Origin of the sequence: Rhizobium sp. CRRU65, from assembly GCF_048551595.1 — a bacterium.
In the GTDB taxonomy this organism is placed as follows: Bacteria; Pseudomonadota; Alphaproteobacteria; order Rhizobiales; family Rhizobiaceae; genus Rhizobium; species Rhizobium leguminosarum_J.
In genome coordinates this window covers 233,394-247,774 of record NZ_JBLYZH010000002.1, presented here as the reverse complement: position 1 = coordinate 247,774, position 14,381 = coordinate 233,394, and the positions used below count along the sequence as shown (strand labels likewise).

The 14,381-nt window shown below is 62.2% G+C and carries 12 protein-coding genes; 10 read left to right on the top strand and 2 right to left on the bottom strand.

The genetic code is table 11. The features are described 5' to 3' along the window. Positions 1-21: 21 nt before the first annotated feature. From kdpB to ACM5SV_RS04380, 5 genes are all read left to right on the top strand, one after another. On the top strand, positions 22-2,082 hold the full coding sequence (gene kdpB, locus ACM5SV_RS04400) for a potassium-transporting ATPase subunit KdpB (RefSeq protein ID WP_419425078.1): 2,061 nt from the start codon (positions 22-24) through the stop codon (positions 2,080-2,082). A 34-nt stretch (positions 2,083-2,116) separates the two neighbouring features. Continuing rightward, a complete protein-coding gene (gene kdpC / locus ACM5SV_RS04395) occupies positions 2,117-2,686 on the top strand; it encodes a potassium-transporting ATPase subunit KdpC (RefSeq protein ID WP_222004442.1) in 570 nt (189 codons plus the stop codon). Between the two features lie 112 nt (positions 2,687-2,798). Next, positions 2,799-5,507 carry a DUF4118 domain-containing protein gene (locus ACM5SV_RS04390; RefSeq protein ID WP_419425077.1) on the top strand — a complete coding sequence of 903 codons (2,709 nt, stop codon included), beginning with the start codon at positions 2,799-2,801 and terminating at the stop codon, positions 5,505-5,507. Then, a complete protein-coding gene (locus ACM5SV_RS04385; RefSeq protein ID WP_222004444.1) occupies positions 5,504-6,196 on the top strand; it encodes a response regulator transcription factor in 693 nt (230 codons plus the stop codon). Before ACM5SV_RS04390 ends, ACM5SV_RS04385 begins: the two co-directional genes overlap by 4 nt. A gap of 71 nt (positions 6,197-6,267) precedes the next feature. Next, the gene (locus tag ACM5SV_RS04380; RefSeq protein WP_003553925.1) at positions 6,268-6,723 is read left to right on the top strand and encodes a PTS sugar transporter subunit IIA; all 456 of its coding nucleotides are present in this window, start codon (positions 6,268-6,270) and stop codon (positions 6,721-6,723) included. 114 nt (positions 6,724-6,837) lie between these two features. On the opposite strand, the gene ACM5SV_RS04375 is transcribed toward ACM5SV_RS04380, so the two are convergent. Next, a complete protein-coding gene (locus tag ACM5SV_RS04375) occupies positions 6,838-7,854 on the bottom strand; it encodes a porin (RefSeq protein ID WP_222004445.1) in 1,017 nt (338 codons plus the stop codon). A 361-nt stretch (positions 7,855-8,215) separates the two neighbouring features. On the opposite strand from ACM5SV_RS04375, the gene ACM5SV_RS04370 reads away from it, so the two are divergent. The 5 genes from ACM5SV_RS04370 (at position 8,216) to ACM5SV_RS04350 (ending at position 13,078) form a co-directional block, all read left to right on the top strand. Then, positions 8,216-9,241 (top strand): sulfate ABC transporter substrate-binding protein, encoded by a 1,026-nt coding sequence (locus ACM5SV_RS04370; RefSeq protein WP_222004447.1) that lies wholly within the window; start codon positions 8,216-8,218, stop codon positions 9,239-9,241. An 8-nt stretch (positions 9,242-9,249) separates the two neighbouring features. Further along, positions 9,250-10,107 (top strand): sulfate ABC transporter permease subunit CysT, encoded by an 858-nt coding sequence (gene cysT / locus ACM5SV_RS04365; protein WP_003553931.1) that lies wholly within the window; start codon positions 9,250-9,252, stop codon positions 10,105-10,107. Then, positions 10,097-10,969 carry a sulfate ABC transporter permease subunit CysW gene (gene cysW, locus ACM5SV_RS04360; RefSeq protein WP_012763299.1) on the top strand — a complete coding sequence of 291 codons (873 nt, stop codon included), beginning with the start codon at positions 10,097-10,099 and terminating at the stop codon, positions 10,967-10,969. The genes cysT and cysW overlap by 11 nt, the downstream gene beginning before the upstream one ends. A gap of 10 nt (positions 10,970-10,979) precedes the next feature. Then, entirely contained in the window at positions 10,980-12,020 is a 1,041-nt protein-coding gene (locus ACM5SV_RS04355; protein ID WP_003553934.1) for a sulfate/molybdate ABC transporter ATP-binding protein, read from the top strand. A gap of 221 nt (positions 12,021-12,241) precedes the next feature. After that, positions 12,242-13,078, top strand: coding sequence for a cell wall hydrolase (locus ACM5SV_RS04350; RefSeq protein WP_003553936.1), 837 nt, complete (start codon positions 12,242-12,244; stop codon positions 13,076-13,078). Positions 13,079-13,133: 55 nt separating this feature from the next. On the opposite strand, the gene pepT is transcribed toward ACM5SV_RS04350, so the two are convergent. Then, on the bottom strand, positions 13,134-14,366 hold the full coding sequence (gene pepT / locus ACM5SV_RS04345) for a peptidase T (RefSeq protein WP_222004448.1): 1,233 nt from the start codon (positions 14,364-14,366) through the stop codon (positions 13,134-13,136). Positions 14,367-14,381: the final 15 nt, after the last annotated feature.

Genomic DNA, 14,381 nt, shown 5'->3' with positions numbered 1-14,381 from the left:
GTTTCAAAGCTGGAGTCTCTTATGAGCCAGGCAAAATCCGCGAGCGTCATGGACTCTCGCATCCTCATTCCGGCCGTGGGGGCCGCTTTCAAGAAGCTCAACCCGCGGGCGCTTGCCAGAAACCCGGTCATGTTTGTCGTGGCCACGGTCTCGGTACTGACCACCGTTCTTTTCCTGCGCGATCTGGTGGCGGGCAACGGCAATCTCGGCTTCTCGTTCCAGATCAATATCTGGCTCTGGTTCACCGTGCTCTTTGCCAATTTCGCCGAAGCCGTCGCCGAAGGCCGCGGCAAGGCGCAGGCGGATTCGCTGCGCAAGGCGCGTATCGAAACCCAGGCGAAGCTTCTGACCGGTACGGACCGCACCCAATTCAAGTTGGTGCCCGGTACCAGCCTGAAGGTTGGCGATGTCGTGATCGTCGATGCCGGTGACATCATCCCGTCGGACGGCGAAGTGATCGAAGGTGTGGCCTCGGTCAACGAAGCGGCGATAACAGGCGAATCCGCCCCTGTCATCCGTGAATCCGGCGGCGATCGCTCGGCCGTCACCGGCGGCACGCAGGTGCTTTCCGACTGGATCCGCGTGCGCATCACCGCGGCGGCCGGCTCGACCTTCATCGACCGGATGATTGCGCTCGTCGAAGGTGCGGAGCGCCAGAAGACCCCGAACGAGATCGCGCTCAACATCCTGCTTGCCGGCATGACGCTGATCTTCGTGCTCGCCACCGCGACGATCCCGAGCTTTGCCATTTATGCCGGCGGCTCGATCCCGATCATCGTGCTCGTCGCCCTCTTCGTCACGCTGATCCCGACGACGATCGGCGCGCTGCTGTCGGCAATCGGCATCGCCGGCATGGACCGCCTCGTTCGCTTCAACGTGCTCGCCATGTCCGGCCGCGCGGTCGAAGCCGCCGGCGACGTCGATACGCTGCTGCTCGACAAGACCGGCACGATCACGCTCGGCAATCGTCAGGCGACGACCTTCCGCCCGGTTCGCGGCGTTTCCGAACAGGATCTCGCCGATGCCGCCCAGCTCGCCTCGCTTGCCGACGAAACGCCGGAAGGCCGCTCCATCGTCGTGCTCGCCAAGGAGAAATATGCGATCCGCGGCCGCGACATGGCAAGCCTCAAGGCGACCTTCGTGCCCTTCACCGCCCAGACCCGCATGAGCGGTGTCGATCTCGACGGTTCCTCGATCCGCAAGGGTGCGGTCGATGCGGTGCTGGCTCATGTCAACGGCGATGCATCCTCGAAGAATGGCAGCGAGGTCGTGCGCGAGCTGCAGTCGATCGCCGACGAAGTCGCCAAATCGGGCGGCACGCCGCTGGCGGTCGCCCGCGACGGCAGGCTGCTCGGCGTCATCCAGCTGAAGGACATCGTCAAGGGCGGCATCCGCGAGCGCTTCACCGAACTTCGCAGCATGGGTATCCGCACCGTGATGATAACAGGCGACAACCCGCTGACGGCAGCGGCCATCGCCGCCGAGGCCGGCGTCGACGACTTCCTCGCCCAGGCAACGCCGGAGATGAAGCTGGCGCTGATGCGCGAGGAACAGTCGAAGGGCAAGCTCGTCGCCATGTGCGGCGACGGCACCAACGATGCGCCGGCGCTCGCCCAGGCCGATGTCGGCGTCGCCATGAACACCGGCACGGTCGCTGCCCGCGAGGCCGGCAACATGGTCGATCTCGATTCGGACCCGACAAAGCTCATCGAGATCGTCGAGATCGGCAAGCAGCTGTTGATGACGCGCGGCGCGCTGACGACGTTTTCGATCGCCAACGACATCGCCAAGTACTTCGCCATCATCCCGGCGATGTTCCTGACCTTCTATCCGCAGCTCGGCGTCTTGAACATCATGGGACTGTCGACGCCGCAAAGCGCCGTCCTCTCGGCGATCATCTTCAACGCGCTGATCATCATCGCGCTGATCCCGCTGTCGCTGAAGGGTGTCCGCTACCGTCCGATCGGCGCCGGCGCGCTACTGTCGCGCAACCTGCTGATCTACGGCGCCGGCGGCATCATCGTCCCCTTCATCGGCATCAAGGCGATCGACATGGCTGTCGCAGCCCTCGGCCTCGCCTAACGGATTCCGTCTGAACACTCGAAGGAGTAAGACAATGTTGAAAGAACTTCGTCCGGCGGTCGTCATGATCGTCGCCACCACCGCCATTACCGGCCTGCTTTATCCGCTCGCCATGACGGGTGCTGCCCAGGCCCTCTTCCCGGCCCAGGCGAACGGCAGCCTGATCGGGAACAACGGCCAGGTGATCGGCTCGACGCTGATCGGCCAGGCCTTCACCAGCGACAAATATTTCCACGGCCGCCCCTCGGCCGCCGGCGACGGCTACAATGCCGCCGCCTCCAGCGGCTCGAACCTTGGCCCGACCAGCCAGAAGCTGATCGACCGCGTCAAGGGCGACTATGAGGCCGCCAAGGCTGCAAACCCGAATGCGGAGGTGCCCGCCGACCTCGTCACCGCTTCGGGCAGCGGCCTCGATCCTGATATCTCGCCGGAGGCTGCTTACTTCCAGGTGCAGCGCGTCGCCAAGGCGCGAAGCCTTGATGAGGCCAAGGTCAAGGCGCTGGTCGACGGCGCCGTCCAAGGCCGCGAACTCGGCATTCTCGGCGAACCCAGGGTCGATGTTCTGGCGTTGAATCAGAGCCTTGATGCTTCTATGACTCAGTGACCCTGGCAGGCTGGGCGCCCTTTTTCTTCCCATCGCTGCGCTAACCGGAGGGGCGAAGGATAGGAAGATATAGCGCCCGTCCTCGGCAGCCATCTGCAGAAAGACCATACGCATGCCAGACGACAGTCGCGACCAGGCCGGCAGGCCCTCGCCCGATGCGCTTCTCGAAAAAGCCCGGGCTGAAACGCGCGGCCGTCTGAAGATCTTTCTCGGAGCCGCACCCGGTGTCGGCAAGACTTACGAGATGCTCGTCTCCGGCCGTGCCAAGATCGCCGACGGTCTCGATGTCGTCATCGGCGTCGTCGAGACCCACGACCGTAAGGAGACCGAAGCGCTTATCCCCGGCTTCGAGATCATCCCTCGCGTCGAAATCAGCTACAGGGGCCGGGCGCTCGAGGAAATGGACCTCGACGGCATCCTTGCCCGCCGGCCTGATCTCGTGCTGGTCGACGAACTCGCCCACACCAATGCCGAGGGCAGCCGCCATCCGAAGCGTTATCTCGACGTCAAGGAATTGCTCGATCGCGGTATCGACGTCTATACGACGCTGAACATCCAGCACGTCGAAAGCCTGAACGACGTCGTCTCGCAGATCACCCGCATCCGCGTGCGCGAGACTGTGCCGGACTCGATCATCGACCTTGCCGACGACATCGAGATCATCGACCTGACGCCGGATGATCTGATCAAGCGCCTGCATGACGGCAAGGTCTACATGCCGCGCACCGCCGAGCGGGCGCTGACCAACTATTTCACGCCTGGCAACCTGACGGCGCTCAGAGAACTTGCGCTGCGCAAGACCGCCCAGCGCGTCGACGACCAGTTGCTTTCCCATATGCAGGCCCATGCAATTTCCGGCCCATGGGCGGCGGGCGAGCGGGTGCTCGTTTCGGTCGACCACCATTCACGTTCCGCTTCGCTGGTGCGTTACGCCGCCCGCATGGCCTCGCGGCTGCGTGCGCCATGGGCCGCCGTCTATATCGAGACCAACCGCTCGATCAATCTGACCGAAGCCGAACGCGATACCGTCGCCGCGACGCTGCGCCTCGCCGAGCAGCTCGGTGGCGAGGCGATTACCCTTCCCGGTCGCGAGGTGGCTGAAGAGCTCGTCGGCCACGCCACTGCCAACAACGTCACCCATATCGTCATCGGCGCCCCGAAGAAGCCGACATGGCGGGACTGGTGGGGCCGCTCGATCACCGACGAGCTGATCCGCAGGGCCGGCGAGATCAGCGTCCATGTCATTTCCGGCAATGAGAAGGACGGCACCACCGCGCGCGGCGTGAGGGCGGCGGCCACCCCGCCGCCACTGGATCTCAGGGCCTATCTGCTGGCGACCGGTTATGTCGCCATCGCGCTCGCCGTCGGCGTCGTGCTCGACCAGGTGCTCGACGTGCGCAACCTCGCCCTCGTCTTTCTGATGGCCGTGCTGACCTCAGCCGTCCTCCACGGCCTGCGGCCGGCCCTTTACAGTTGCATCCTCAGCGCGCTGTCCTTCAACTTCTTCTTCCTGCCGCCGCGCTACACGCTGACGATCAGCGATCCGGAAAGCGTGCTTGCGCTCTTCTTCTTCCTGGGCGTCGCCATCATCGCCAGCAACCTGACGGCGACCGTGCAGCGCCAGGCCGCCGCCGCCCGCCAGCGGGCGCGCACGACCGAAGATCTCTATCTCTTCTCGAAAAAGCTCGCCGGCACCGGCACGCTCGATGACGTGCTCTGGGCAACCGCCTTCCAGCTTGCCTCGATGCTGAAGGTCCGCGTCGTGCTGCTGCTGCCGGAAGAGGGCAGCATCGCCGTCAAGGCCGGTTATCCGCCTGATGATACGCTCGATGACGCGGATATTGCCGCCGCCCGCTGGGCCTGGGAGCACAACCACGCCGCCGGCCGCGGCGCCGATACCCTGCCCGGCGCCAAGCGCCTCTATGTGCCGCTGAGAACCGGGCGCACCGCCGTCGGCGTCATCGGCCTCGACAGCGACCGCCGCGACGGGCCGCTGCTGACGCCGGAGCAACAGCGGCTGCTCGATGCGCTCGCCGACCAGGCGGCCCTTGCCATCGAACGTGTGCAGCTCGTCGCCGATGTCGACCGGGCAAGACTTGGGGCCGAAGCCGATCGGTTGCGCTCGGCGTTGCTCACATCGATCTCGCACGACCTGAAGACACCGCTTGCCGCCATCCTCGGCGCCGCCGGCACGCTGCGCGACTATTTCGCCTCGATGCCGGAGGAGGATCGCAGCGATCTGCTGTCGACCGTCGTCGACGAATCCGAACGCCTCAACCGCTTCATCGCCAATCTGCTCGACATGACCAAGATCGAATCCGGCGCGATGGAACCGAACTCCGCACTGCATTATGCCGGCGATATCGTCGGCAGCGCACTTCGCCGTGCCGCAAAGATCCTCGACGGCCACAAGACAGAGATGAGTATTCCCGCCGACCTGCCGATGGTGCGCGTCGATCCCGTCCTGTTTGAGCAGGTGATCTTCAACCTGCTCGACAATGCCGCGAAATATGCGCCCGAGCAATCGGTGATCCATATCGAGGGCTGGGCCGATGCCGACAACGTCGTCGTGCAGATTTCGGACGAAGGCCCAGGCATTCCGCCGACCGATCTCACCCGCGTCTTCGACACCTTCTACCGCGTGCGCAAGGGCGATCAGGTGCGCGCCGGCACCGGGCTTGGCCTTTCCATCTGCCGCGGCTTCATCGAGGCGATGGGCGGCACGATCACCGCCGGCAACCGGACGGGCCGTCCGGGCGCCGTCTTCACCATCCGCCTGCCGAAACCCAACGACATTCCGAAAGTGGATGAACTCCGATGACCGGTTCAGCCGTCAAAATCCTCGTCGTCGACGACGAGCCTCCGATCCGCAAGCTGCTCCGCGTCGGCCTGACCGCGCAGGGCTACGAGGTCCAGGAGGCGCCGAATGCCAGCGCCGCCCGTCAGTCGGTCGCCGACGGCATGCCCGATCTCATCGTGCTCGACCTCGGCCTGCCCGACACATCAGGCCACGATCTGCTAAAGGAGTGGCGCGACGAAGGGCTTTCCATGCCCGTCGTCATTCTGTCCAGCCGCACCGACGAGGCCGGTATCGTCAAGGCGCTGGAAAGCGGCGCCGACGATTACGTCACCAAGCCCTTCGGTATCAACGAGCTCGGCGCCCGCATCCGCGTGGCGCTGCGCCACCGCCTGCAGCAGCAGGGCGAAAAGGCGATCTTCCAGACCGGCGGGCTGTCGATCGATCTCGTCAAGCGCATCGTCAAGGTCGAAGGCGCGGAAATAAAGCTGTCGCCGAAGGAATACGACATCCTGCGCGTGCTCGCCCAGCATGCCGGCAAGGTGCTGACACACCAGTTTCTTCTAAAGCAGGTATGGGGGCCGGCGGCGGATGTGCAGTATCTGCGCGTCTATGTCCGGCAGCTGCGGCAAAAGGTCGAGCAGATTCCCGACCAGCCGCACTATATCACCACCGAGACCGGCGTTGGCTACCGGCTCAGGGAACCGGATTGAACTCCCTTCCCTCCCGCTGCCGGAACACTATCGAGCCGAGCAGTATCGAGCCGAACAGTATCGAGAATGACATGAACCTTCCCAACATCATCCGCCCGGAACACACCTTCATCGGCGTGTCGGCGCCGACGAAATGGCGCGCGCTGCAGACCATCGCCGACAAGGCCGCCAAGGCTTTCTCCGTCGACGGCCAGACCATCCTGAAGGCGCTCGAAGCGCGTGAGAAGCTCGGCTCGACGGGGATCGGCAACGGCATCGCCATCCCGCATGCGGCAATCGACGGCATGACCAGCCCGCGCGGCCTTCTCCTCCGCTTTGCCCATCCGCTGGATTTCGAGGCGATCGACGATATCCCGACGGATATCGCCTTCGTGCTGCTCTTCGGGGAAAACAATCGCGGCGAATATCTGAACGTGCTTTCTGCGATCGCCAGGCGGCTGCAATCGGACGGCACGCTTGTCGCCATGCGCAAGGCAAGAACGGTCGACGAATACTATTCCGATTTCATCGCCGATTCACGGGTATGACGTCCAAATTGAATAGCGGGAGCATGATGTCGTCCGAAAACCGCTCACACGTTTCGGCATCATAAAAAAGGCGCGGCCCGAAGGCCGCGCCCGCTCGTCTGCAATCAGACTATCTTAGAAATCGCGCTGGAAGCGCAGGAAGCCGAACACGTCGTCGTCGCCTTCGTCCTCATCGTGATATTGCACGCTGAGCTTCGTACGCAGGTCTTCGACGATCTGGTAGTCGATGGTGACACCGGTCGTGTAGGCGCTGCCGCCGGTGAAACCGTTGCCGTCAGCCTCGAGAGCAATGTTCTCGAAGTACTGGAAGCCCGGGGTGACCGACCACTTGTCGTTGATCTTCAAGGCATACTCTGCTGCGATCGTCCATTCGGACTCTTCGTAGTAGTAGTTGGCGCCGCTTGCCCATACGCCGGCAATGCCGAGCGTGCCCGGGCCGATGTCGGCATAAACGATACCGCGGACAGCGACTTCGCTGGTGTCGGTGTCGTAACCGGCAAGCAGGTAAGCGCTGATGGCGCCGGCCTTGTAGGAGACCTGGCCTGCGACACCAAAGTTGTTCGGGCCGTCGCCCGGCTTGGTGGCGTAGACTTCTTCGAGTTCGTCGACCGAGATGCCGGCCGCGAAAGCGCCATTCTCGTACTGATAACGGATCGAGTTGTGGGTCGTCTCGTTGCTGGCGAGCGTATCGGTCTCGCCGCTCATGTCGTCATCCCACCAGCTGTACAGCTTACCGGCGCGGAAACCGGCAATGTCGAGATAGCCTTCATCGAGCAATGCTTCCTGATCGGAGGCATTGTCGGCATTGTAACGCAGCGTGATGACGCCGGTGAGCGTGCCGTACTCGGTGTCGTTCTTGGTCTGGAAGGTGACCTGACCACGAGTCCAGAAGTTTACGTCGGAATCGCCGGAAATATGGTCACCGAAGCGCACTTCGGTACGGATATAACCGCCGATCGAAAGGCATGTTTCCGTCCCCGGAATATAAAAATAGCCGGTACCGTAGGCGTCGCAAACGCGAACATATTCCACGGGCTCGGGTTCCGCCGCCACGATGGCGTCGGCTGCGCGGGCTCCGGAGGCCGCGGCAAGGGCGGCAACGGAGGCAAAGAGGATAGTTCTGATATTCATTTTGAATGGCCCTAACAGGTTTGGAATGCGAGGCGCACTTCAAGGGTACCCCCGCGTAGCAGTCGGCGAATACGACCGCACGGGAGCCATATAGGAATCCGCAAGTGTCATCGCGGCAAAATCTTGGCAAAAATCTGCATCACCATGTCGTTTTCGTGGAGGAACTGTGGCCAAAAAAACACGGCCCTACGGCAGGGCAGCGCCGAGCGACCAATTGGCCGCGGCCAACTTCGGCACGTCCATTTCCAAATTGCCGCTTAAATGGAATGGCATTCTAACAGCCATGCCGGAACCGGAAGAACCTTTGTTTCATTATACGACCGAGTTGATAGAGTTAAGGCAGAAAACAGGAGGGTTCCCCATGCAGACACAACGGCTCACCCGGCTCATCGCAGCTGCGGTCATGGCAGCCAGCTTCGCGATCGGAAGCATTGCTCCGGCATTCGCAGATCAGACGCTTCTTAACGTTTCCTACGATCCGACCCGCGAATTGTATAAGGATTTCAATGCCGCCTTTGCCGCCAAGTGGCAAAAGGACAATGGTGAAACCCTGGCGATCCAGGCTTCGCATGGCGGTTCCGGCGCCCAGGCCCGCTCGGTCATCGACGGTCTCGACGCCGATGTCGTGACACTTGCCCTCGAAGGCGATATCGACGCCATCGCCAAGGCGACCGGCAAGATCCCGGCCGACTGGAAGACCAAGTTCCCCAACAATTCGACGCCTTATACGTCGACGATCGTCTTCCTCGTGCGCAAGGGCAACCCGAAAGGCATCAAGGATTGGGGAGACCTGGTCAAGGACGACGTGCAGGTGATCACCCCGAACCCGAAGACATCGGGCGGCGCGCGCTGGAACTTCCTTGCCGCATGGGCATGGGCCAAGCAGTCAAATGGCGGCGATGAAGCCAAGGCGCAGGAATACGTTGCGAAACTGCTGCAGCACGTCCCGGTTCTCGACACCGGCGCTCGCGGCGCCACGACCACCTTTGTCCAGCGCGGCCTCGGCGATGTGCTGCTCGCCTGGGAAAACGAAGCCTATCTTTCGCTCGAAGAGCTCGGTCCCGACCAGTTCGAGATCGTAACACCGACCTTCTCCATCCGCGCCGATCCGCCGGTCGCCGTCGTCGACGGCAATGTCGACAAGAAGGGCACGCGCAAGGTCGCCGAAGCCTATCTCAACTACCTCTATTCGGACGAAGGCCAGAAGATCGCCGCCAAGCACTACTATCGGCCGACCAAGCCGGAAGCCGCCGATCCGGCTGACATCGCCCGCTTCCCGAAGCTGACGCTGGCGACCATCGACGACTTCGGCGGCTGGAAGGACGCACAGCCTAAATTCTTCGGCGACGGCGGCGTATTTGACCAAATCTACAAGCCGGCCCAATAATAGACTTCATGAAAGCACATAGCCCCACGCGGTGGCGGTTCAAACGGCCGAGCGTCATTCCGGGTTTCGGAATGGCGCTCGGCTTTACCTTGACCTGGCTCACCCTTCTTATCCTCATCCCGCTCTCGGGCCTTGCCGTCCGGTCGAGCGCGCTCGGCTGGGAGAAATTCTGGTCGATCGCGCTCGATCCGCGCACGCTGAACGCGTTGCGCATAAGCTTCGGCAGCGCCTTCATCGCCGCGATCGTCAATGCCGTCTTCGGCATCATTCTCGCCTGGGTGCTGGTGCGTTACCGCTTCCCCGGCAAGCGCATCATCGATGCCATGGTCGACCTGCCCTTCGCGCTGCCGACCGCCGTTGCCGGCATCGCACTGACGACGCTCTATGCGCCGAACGGCTGGATCGGCCAGTTCCTGACGCCGCTCGGCATCAAGATCGCCTTTACGCCTACCGGCATCGTCGTGGCGCTGATCTTCGTCGGCCTGCCCTTCGTGGTGCGTACCGTGCAGCCGGTCATGGAGGAGATCGACAAGGAAGTGGAGGAGGCCGCGGCAACGCTCGGCGCCAATCGCTTCCAGACGATTTTCCGCGTGTTGCTGCCGGGGCTGGCGCCCGCCGTGCTCACCGGCTTTGCGCTGGCCTTTGCCCGCGGCGTCGGCGAATACGGCTCGGTCATCTTCATCGCCGGCAACCTGCCGTTCAAATCGGAGATCGCGCCGCTGCTGATCATCATCAAGCTCGAAGAGTATAATTATGCGGCAGCGACCGGCATTGCGGCGATCATGCTGATCATTTCGTTCGCCATGCTGCTCGTCATCAATCTCATCCAGAGCTGGAGCAGGCGGAGGTACGGCTATGGCGCTTGATGCGACCGCTCAACCAACGAAGCTGCGTTCGGTGACCACCGAAAACAGGATCGCGCGCTTCAGCCTGATCATCCTCTCGCTCGTCTTCCTGCTGCTGATCCTGCTTCTGCCGCTCGCAGCCGTCTTCGTCGAGGCCTTCCGCAAGGGGGCCGGCCCGTTCCTCCAGGCGCTCGCGGACGCCGAGACCTTCTCGGCGATCCGCCTGACACTGATCGTTGCCGGCGTCAGCGTGCCGCTCAACCTCGTCTTCGGGGTTGCTGCCGCCTGGGCGATCGCCAAGTTCGAGTTCAAGGGCAAGGCTTTCCTGACGACGCTGATCGACCTGCCCTTCTCGGTCTCGCCCGTCATATCGGGCCTGGTCTTCGTTCTGCTGTTCGGCGCCAATACCTGGCTCGGACAGTGGTTCAGCGCTCACGACATCAAGATCCTATTCGCCGTGCCGGGGTTGATCCTCGCCACCATGTTCGTCACCTTCCCCTTCGTCGCCCGCGAGCTGATCCCGCTGATGCAGGAACAGGGAACGGCCGACGAGGAGGCCGCCCTTTCGCTCGGCGCCAGCGGCTGGCAGACCTTCTGGCACGTGACGCTGCCGAACATCAAATGGGGACTGCTCTACGGCGTGCTTCTCTGCAACGCCCGCGCCATGGGCGAATTCGGCGCCGTCTCGGTGGTATCCGGCCACATCCGCGGCCAGACGAACACCATGCCGCTGCAGGTAGAAATTCTCTACAACGAGTATAATTTCACCGGCGCTTTTGCGGTCGCCACGCTTTTGGCCTTGCTCGCGCTCGTAACTCTTGTTTTGAAGACGCTGCTGGAAATGCGCTATAGCGCAGAAATCGCCGCCAGCCGGCGGCACTGAAGGATTTGGAATGGAAGTACGCGTTCAAAACATTCGCAAGGAATTCGATCGTTTTCCGGCGCTGCACGATGTCTCGCTCGACATCCGCTCCGGCGAGCTGATCGCACTGCTCGGTCCATCGGGCTCCGGCAAGACGACATTGCTGCGGCTGATCGCCGGCCTCGAAAGCCCGACGGAGGGGCTGATCTTCTTCGGCGACGAGGATGCCTCGAAGAAATCAGTGCAGCAGCGCAATATCGGCTTCGTCTTCCAGCACTATGCTCTCTTCCGCTACATGACGGTGCTCGAAAACGTCTCCTTCGGCCTGAAGGTCAGAAACAGTGCGCGGCGGCCGCCGAAGGCCGATATCCGCAGGCGGGCGCTGGAACTGCTCGACCTTGTCCAGCTTTCGGGTCTCGAAAAACGCTACCCAGCCCAGCTTTCTGGCGGCCAGCGCCAGCGTGTGGCGCTCGCCCGCGCCATGGCCGTCGAGCCGAACGTGCTGCTGCTCGACGAACCCTTCGGCGCGCTCGACGCCCAGGTGCGCAAGGACCTGCGCAAGTGGCTGCGCGATATCCACGATCGCACCGGACATACCACAGTCTTCGTCACCCACGACCAGGATGAGGCGCTGGAGCTTGCCGACCGCGTCGTCGTCATGAGCCAGGGCGCGATCGAACAAGTGGGCACGCCGGACCAGGTTTACGACAATCCGAATTCTCCCTTCGTCTTCGGCTTCATCGGCCAGTCGAACTGCCTGCAGGTCGAGATATCAGACGGCGACATTCGGTTCGAAGGTCGCTCGCTCGGCCTCAATGCCGAAGGCGAGCCGGATGGCACGGCGCAGCTCTATTTCCGCCCGCACGACGTCAGGCTTTGCGAATCAGCTGAAAACTGTATCGCCGGCCAGCCGGTCTCCAGCCGCCGCGTGGCAGGCACCCGCCATATCGAATTGGATATCGGCAATGATCGCCCGCATATCGAGATCGAATTGCCACCGAGCGAGGCCGACAGGCTTGACCGCAACCGGGTAGCCTTCAAGCCGACCCGCTGGAAACTGTTCCGCAGCTGACGGGGATTGGTGACGCTAACACCTTGAATTTCTGCACCATTTATCCCTAAATCGATTCCGATTTAGGGGATTATGCAGGAGGCCATCGCCGGAATCGTATTTGGCGAGAGTCCCTTAAGGTTTTTGTTATCTATGGTTGTTTGTATTTCAGTCATATGACGAGTAAAACGTTTACGCTTAACCATTAAGGGCTGGACTAATCCCATAGGAGGCACCTGGCGTTGAGGGCGGAGATTTCCTTTGGAAAATCCCTGATCGGGATTTTGTTCGTGGGACTGGCAGCTGCAAGCTGCACAACGACATCGAAACCGGCGGCAACGGCGGCGAACAGCAAGACGAAGCCGGGCCAAGCGGCGAAAGTCACGTTCAATTATACGGCCAAAGACCGCGAGTGCCTGCAGCGCGCGATGTATTTCGAATCGCTGCATTCGGACAAGGACGGCTACATGGCTGTCGGGACCGTGGTCATGAACAGGCTCACCTCCGGCGCCTATCCGACGTCGATCTGCGGCGTGGTGGCCCAGAAACGGCAGTTCGCGCCCGGCGTGATGACGCGCGAAGTCAAGCCGCAGGCGGAAACCGAGCTTGCCAGCGCGGCCGATGCAATCCTTGTTAAGGGCGCACGCCATCCTGCGGTGAAGGACGCGATGTTCTTCCACACCGATGGGCTGAAATTCCCGTACGACAACATGCACTATGTGACGGTTGCCGGCGGCAACGCCTTCTACGAGAAGCGCGACTCCAACGGCATGCTTGAAACGCCGCCGCCGCTGCCCTCCTACGAGGTGGCGATGAACTATGTGCCCGGCGAAAGCATGCTGCCGCCGCAATTCGAGGCCCTGATACCCTCGGCGGTTCCCGTTCCTCTCCCGGCGCCAGACCCCATGGCGACGGCGAGCACGGGGCAGATGCGGATCACGGCGCCGGTGACCGCGCCGGAAACATCCCCGGTAACATCGGTCGAGCCCGAGCCGGGAATGCCCATTGCGATCCCTATCCCCCGGCCCGCCTATGACAGCGTGATGCTGCGTGAAAGCCTTCCAGCGAACGGCGGTTGAACCAACCGCCGTTCCGGTATGAGTTAGATGGAAGCGCGCTTTTGCTGGACTTGTTTTAGGCGCGCTCTTCCCAAACCCTCGCCAGTTCCACGATCGTCTTCACGGCCTTTTCCATGTCCTGGCGGCTCACCCATTCGAGCGGCGAGTGGAAGGCGTGGCCGCCGGCGAAGATGTTCGGGCACGGCAGCCCCATGAAGGAAAGACGCGAGCCATCGGTGCCGCCGCGGATGCTGCCGCGCACCGGCGTCATGCCGGCCCGGCGCACCGCTTCGATCGCGTTGTCGACGATCTCCGGGTGACGATCGAGCACCACCTTCATGTTGCGATACTGCTCCTTCACCTCAAAATGATAGGTCGAGCCGGGATAGACTGCCATCACGTCCTTGACGATGCCTTCGAGCATCGCTTCCTTTTCCGTGAGACCCTTGTCGGTGAAATCACGGATGATAAAGCTCAGCGACGACTTCTCCATCGAACCGGTCACGCCTGTGGGATGGATGAAGCCCTGCTGGCCTTCCGTGGTCTCGGGGGCAATATCCCTCGGCAGCCGGTCGATGATGGCGCCAGCGATTTTGATGGCGTTTTCCATGCGGCCCTTGGCAAAGCCGGGATGGATCGCCACACCTGATATGCTGATCTCGACGCCGTCGGCCGAAAACGTCTCATCCTCGATATGGCCGACCGTCTCGCCGTCCATCGTATAGGCGAAGTCGGCACCGAGTTTCTTCAGGTCGACCTTGTTGACGCCGCGCCCGACTTCCTCGTCGGGCGTGAACAGGATCTTGATCGTCCCGTGCCTGATATCTGGATTGCCGACGAGTATCTGAGCCGCGGTCATGATTTCGGCCAGTCCGGCCTTGTCGTCGGCGCCGAGCAATGTCGTTCCATCGGTCGTGACGATATCATTGCCAATCTGGTTCTGCAGTTCGGGATGATCGCTGACGCGGATCACCCGGCCGGTGTCGCCGGCAAGCTTGATATCGCCGCCGGCAAAATTCCTGATGATCTGCGGCTTGACATCAGTGCCGCTGAAATCGGGTGCCGTATCCATGTGCGAGCAGAAACAGATGACCGGCACCGTCTTGTCGCTATTGGCCGGAATGGTCGCGTAGACATAGCCGTGTTCATCGAGATGCGCGTCCGCAAGACCGATCTTCAGCAGTTCATCGACCAGAACGCGGCCGAGATCCTTCTGCTTGCCGGTGGTCGGCTGCGTCGACGAGGTAGGGTCGGATTGCGTGTCGATAACGACATAACGGAGAAAGCGGTCGAGAACAGTGTCGGTCATGGCATCCAATCCAGC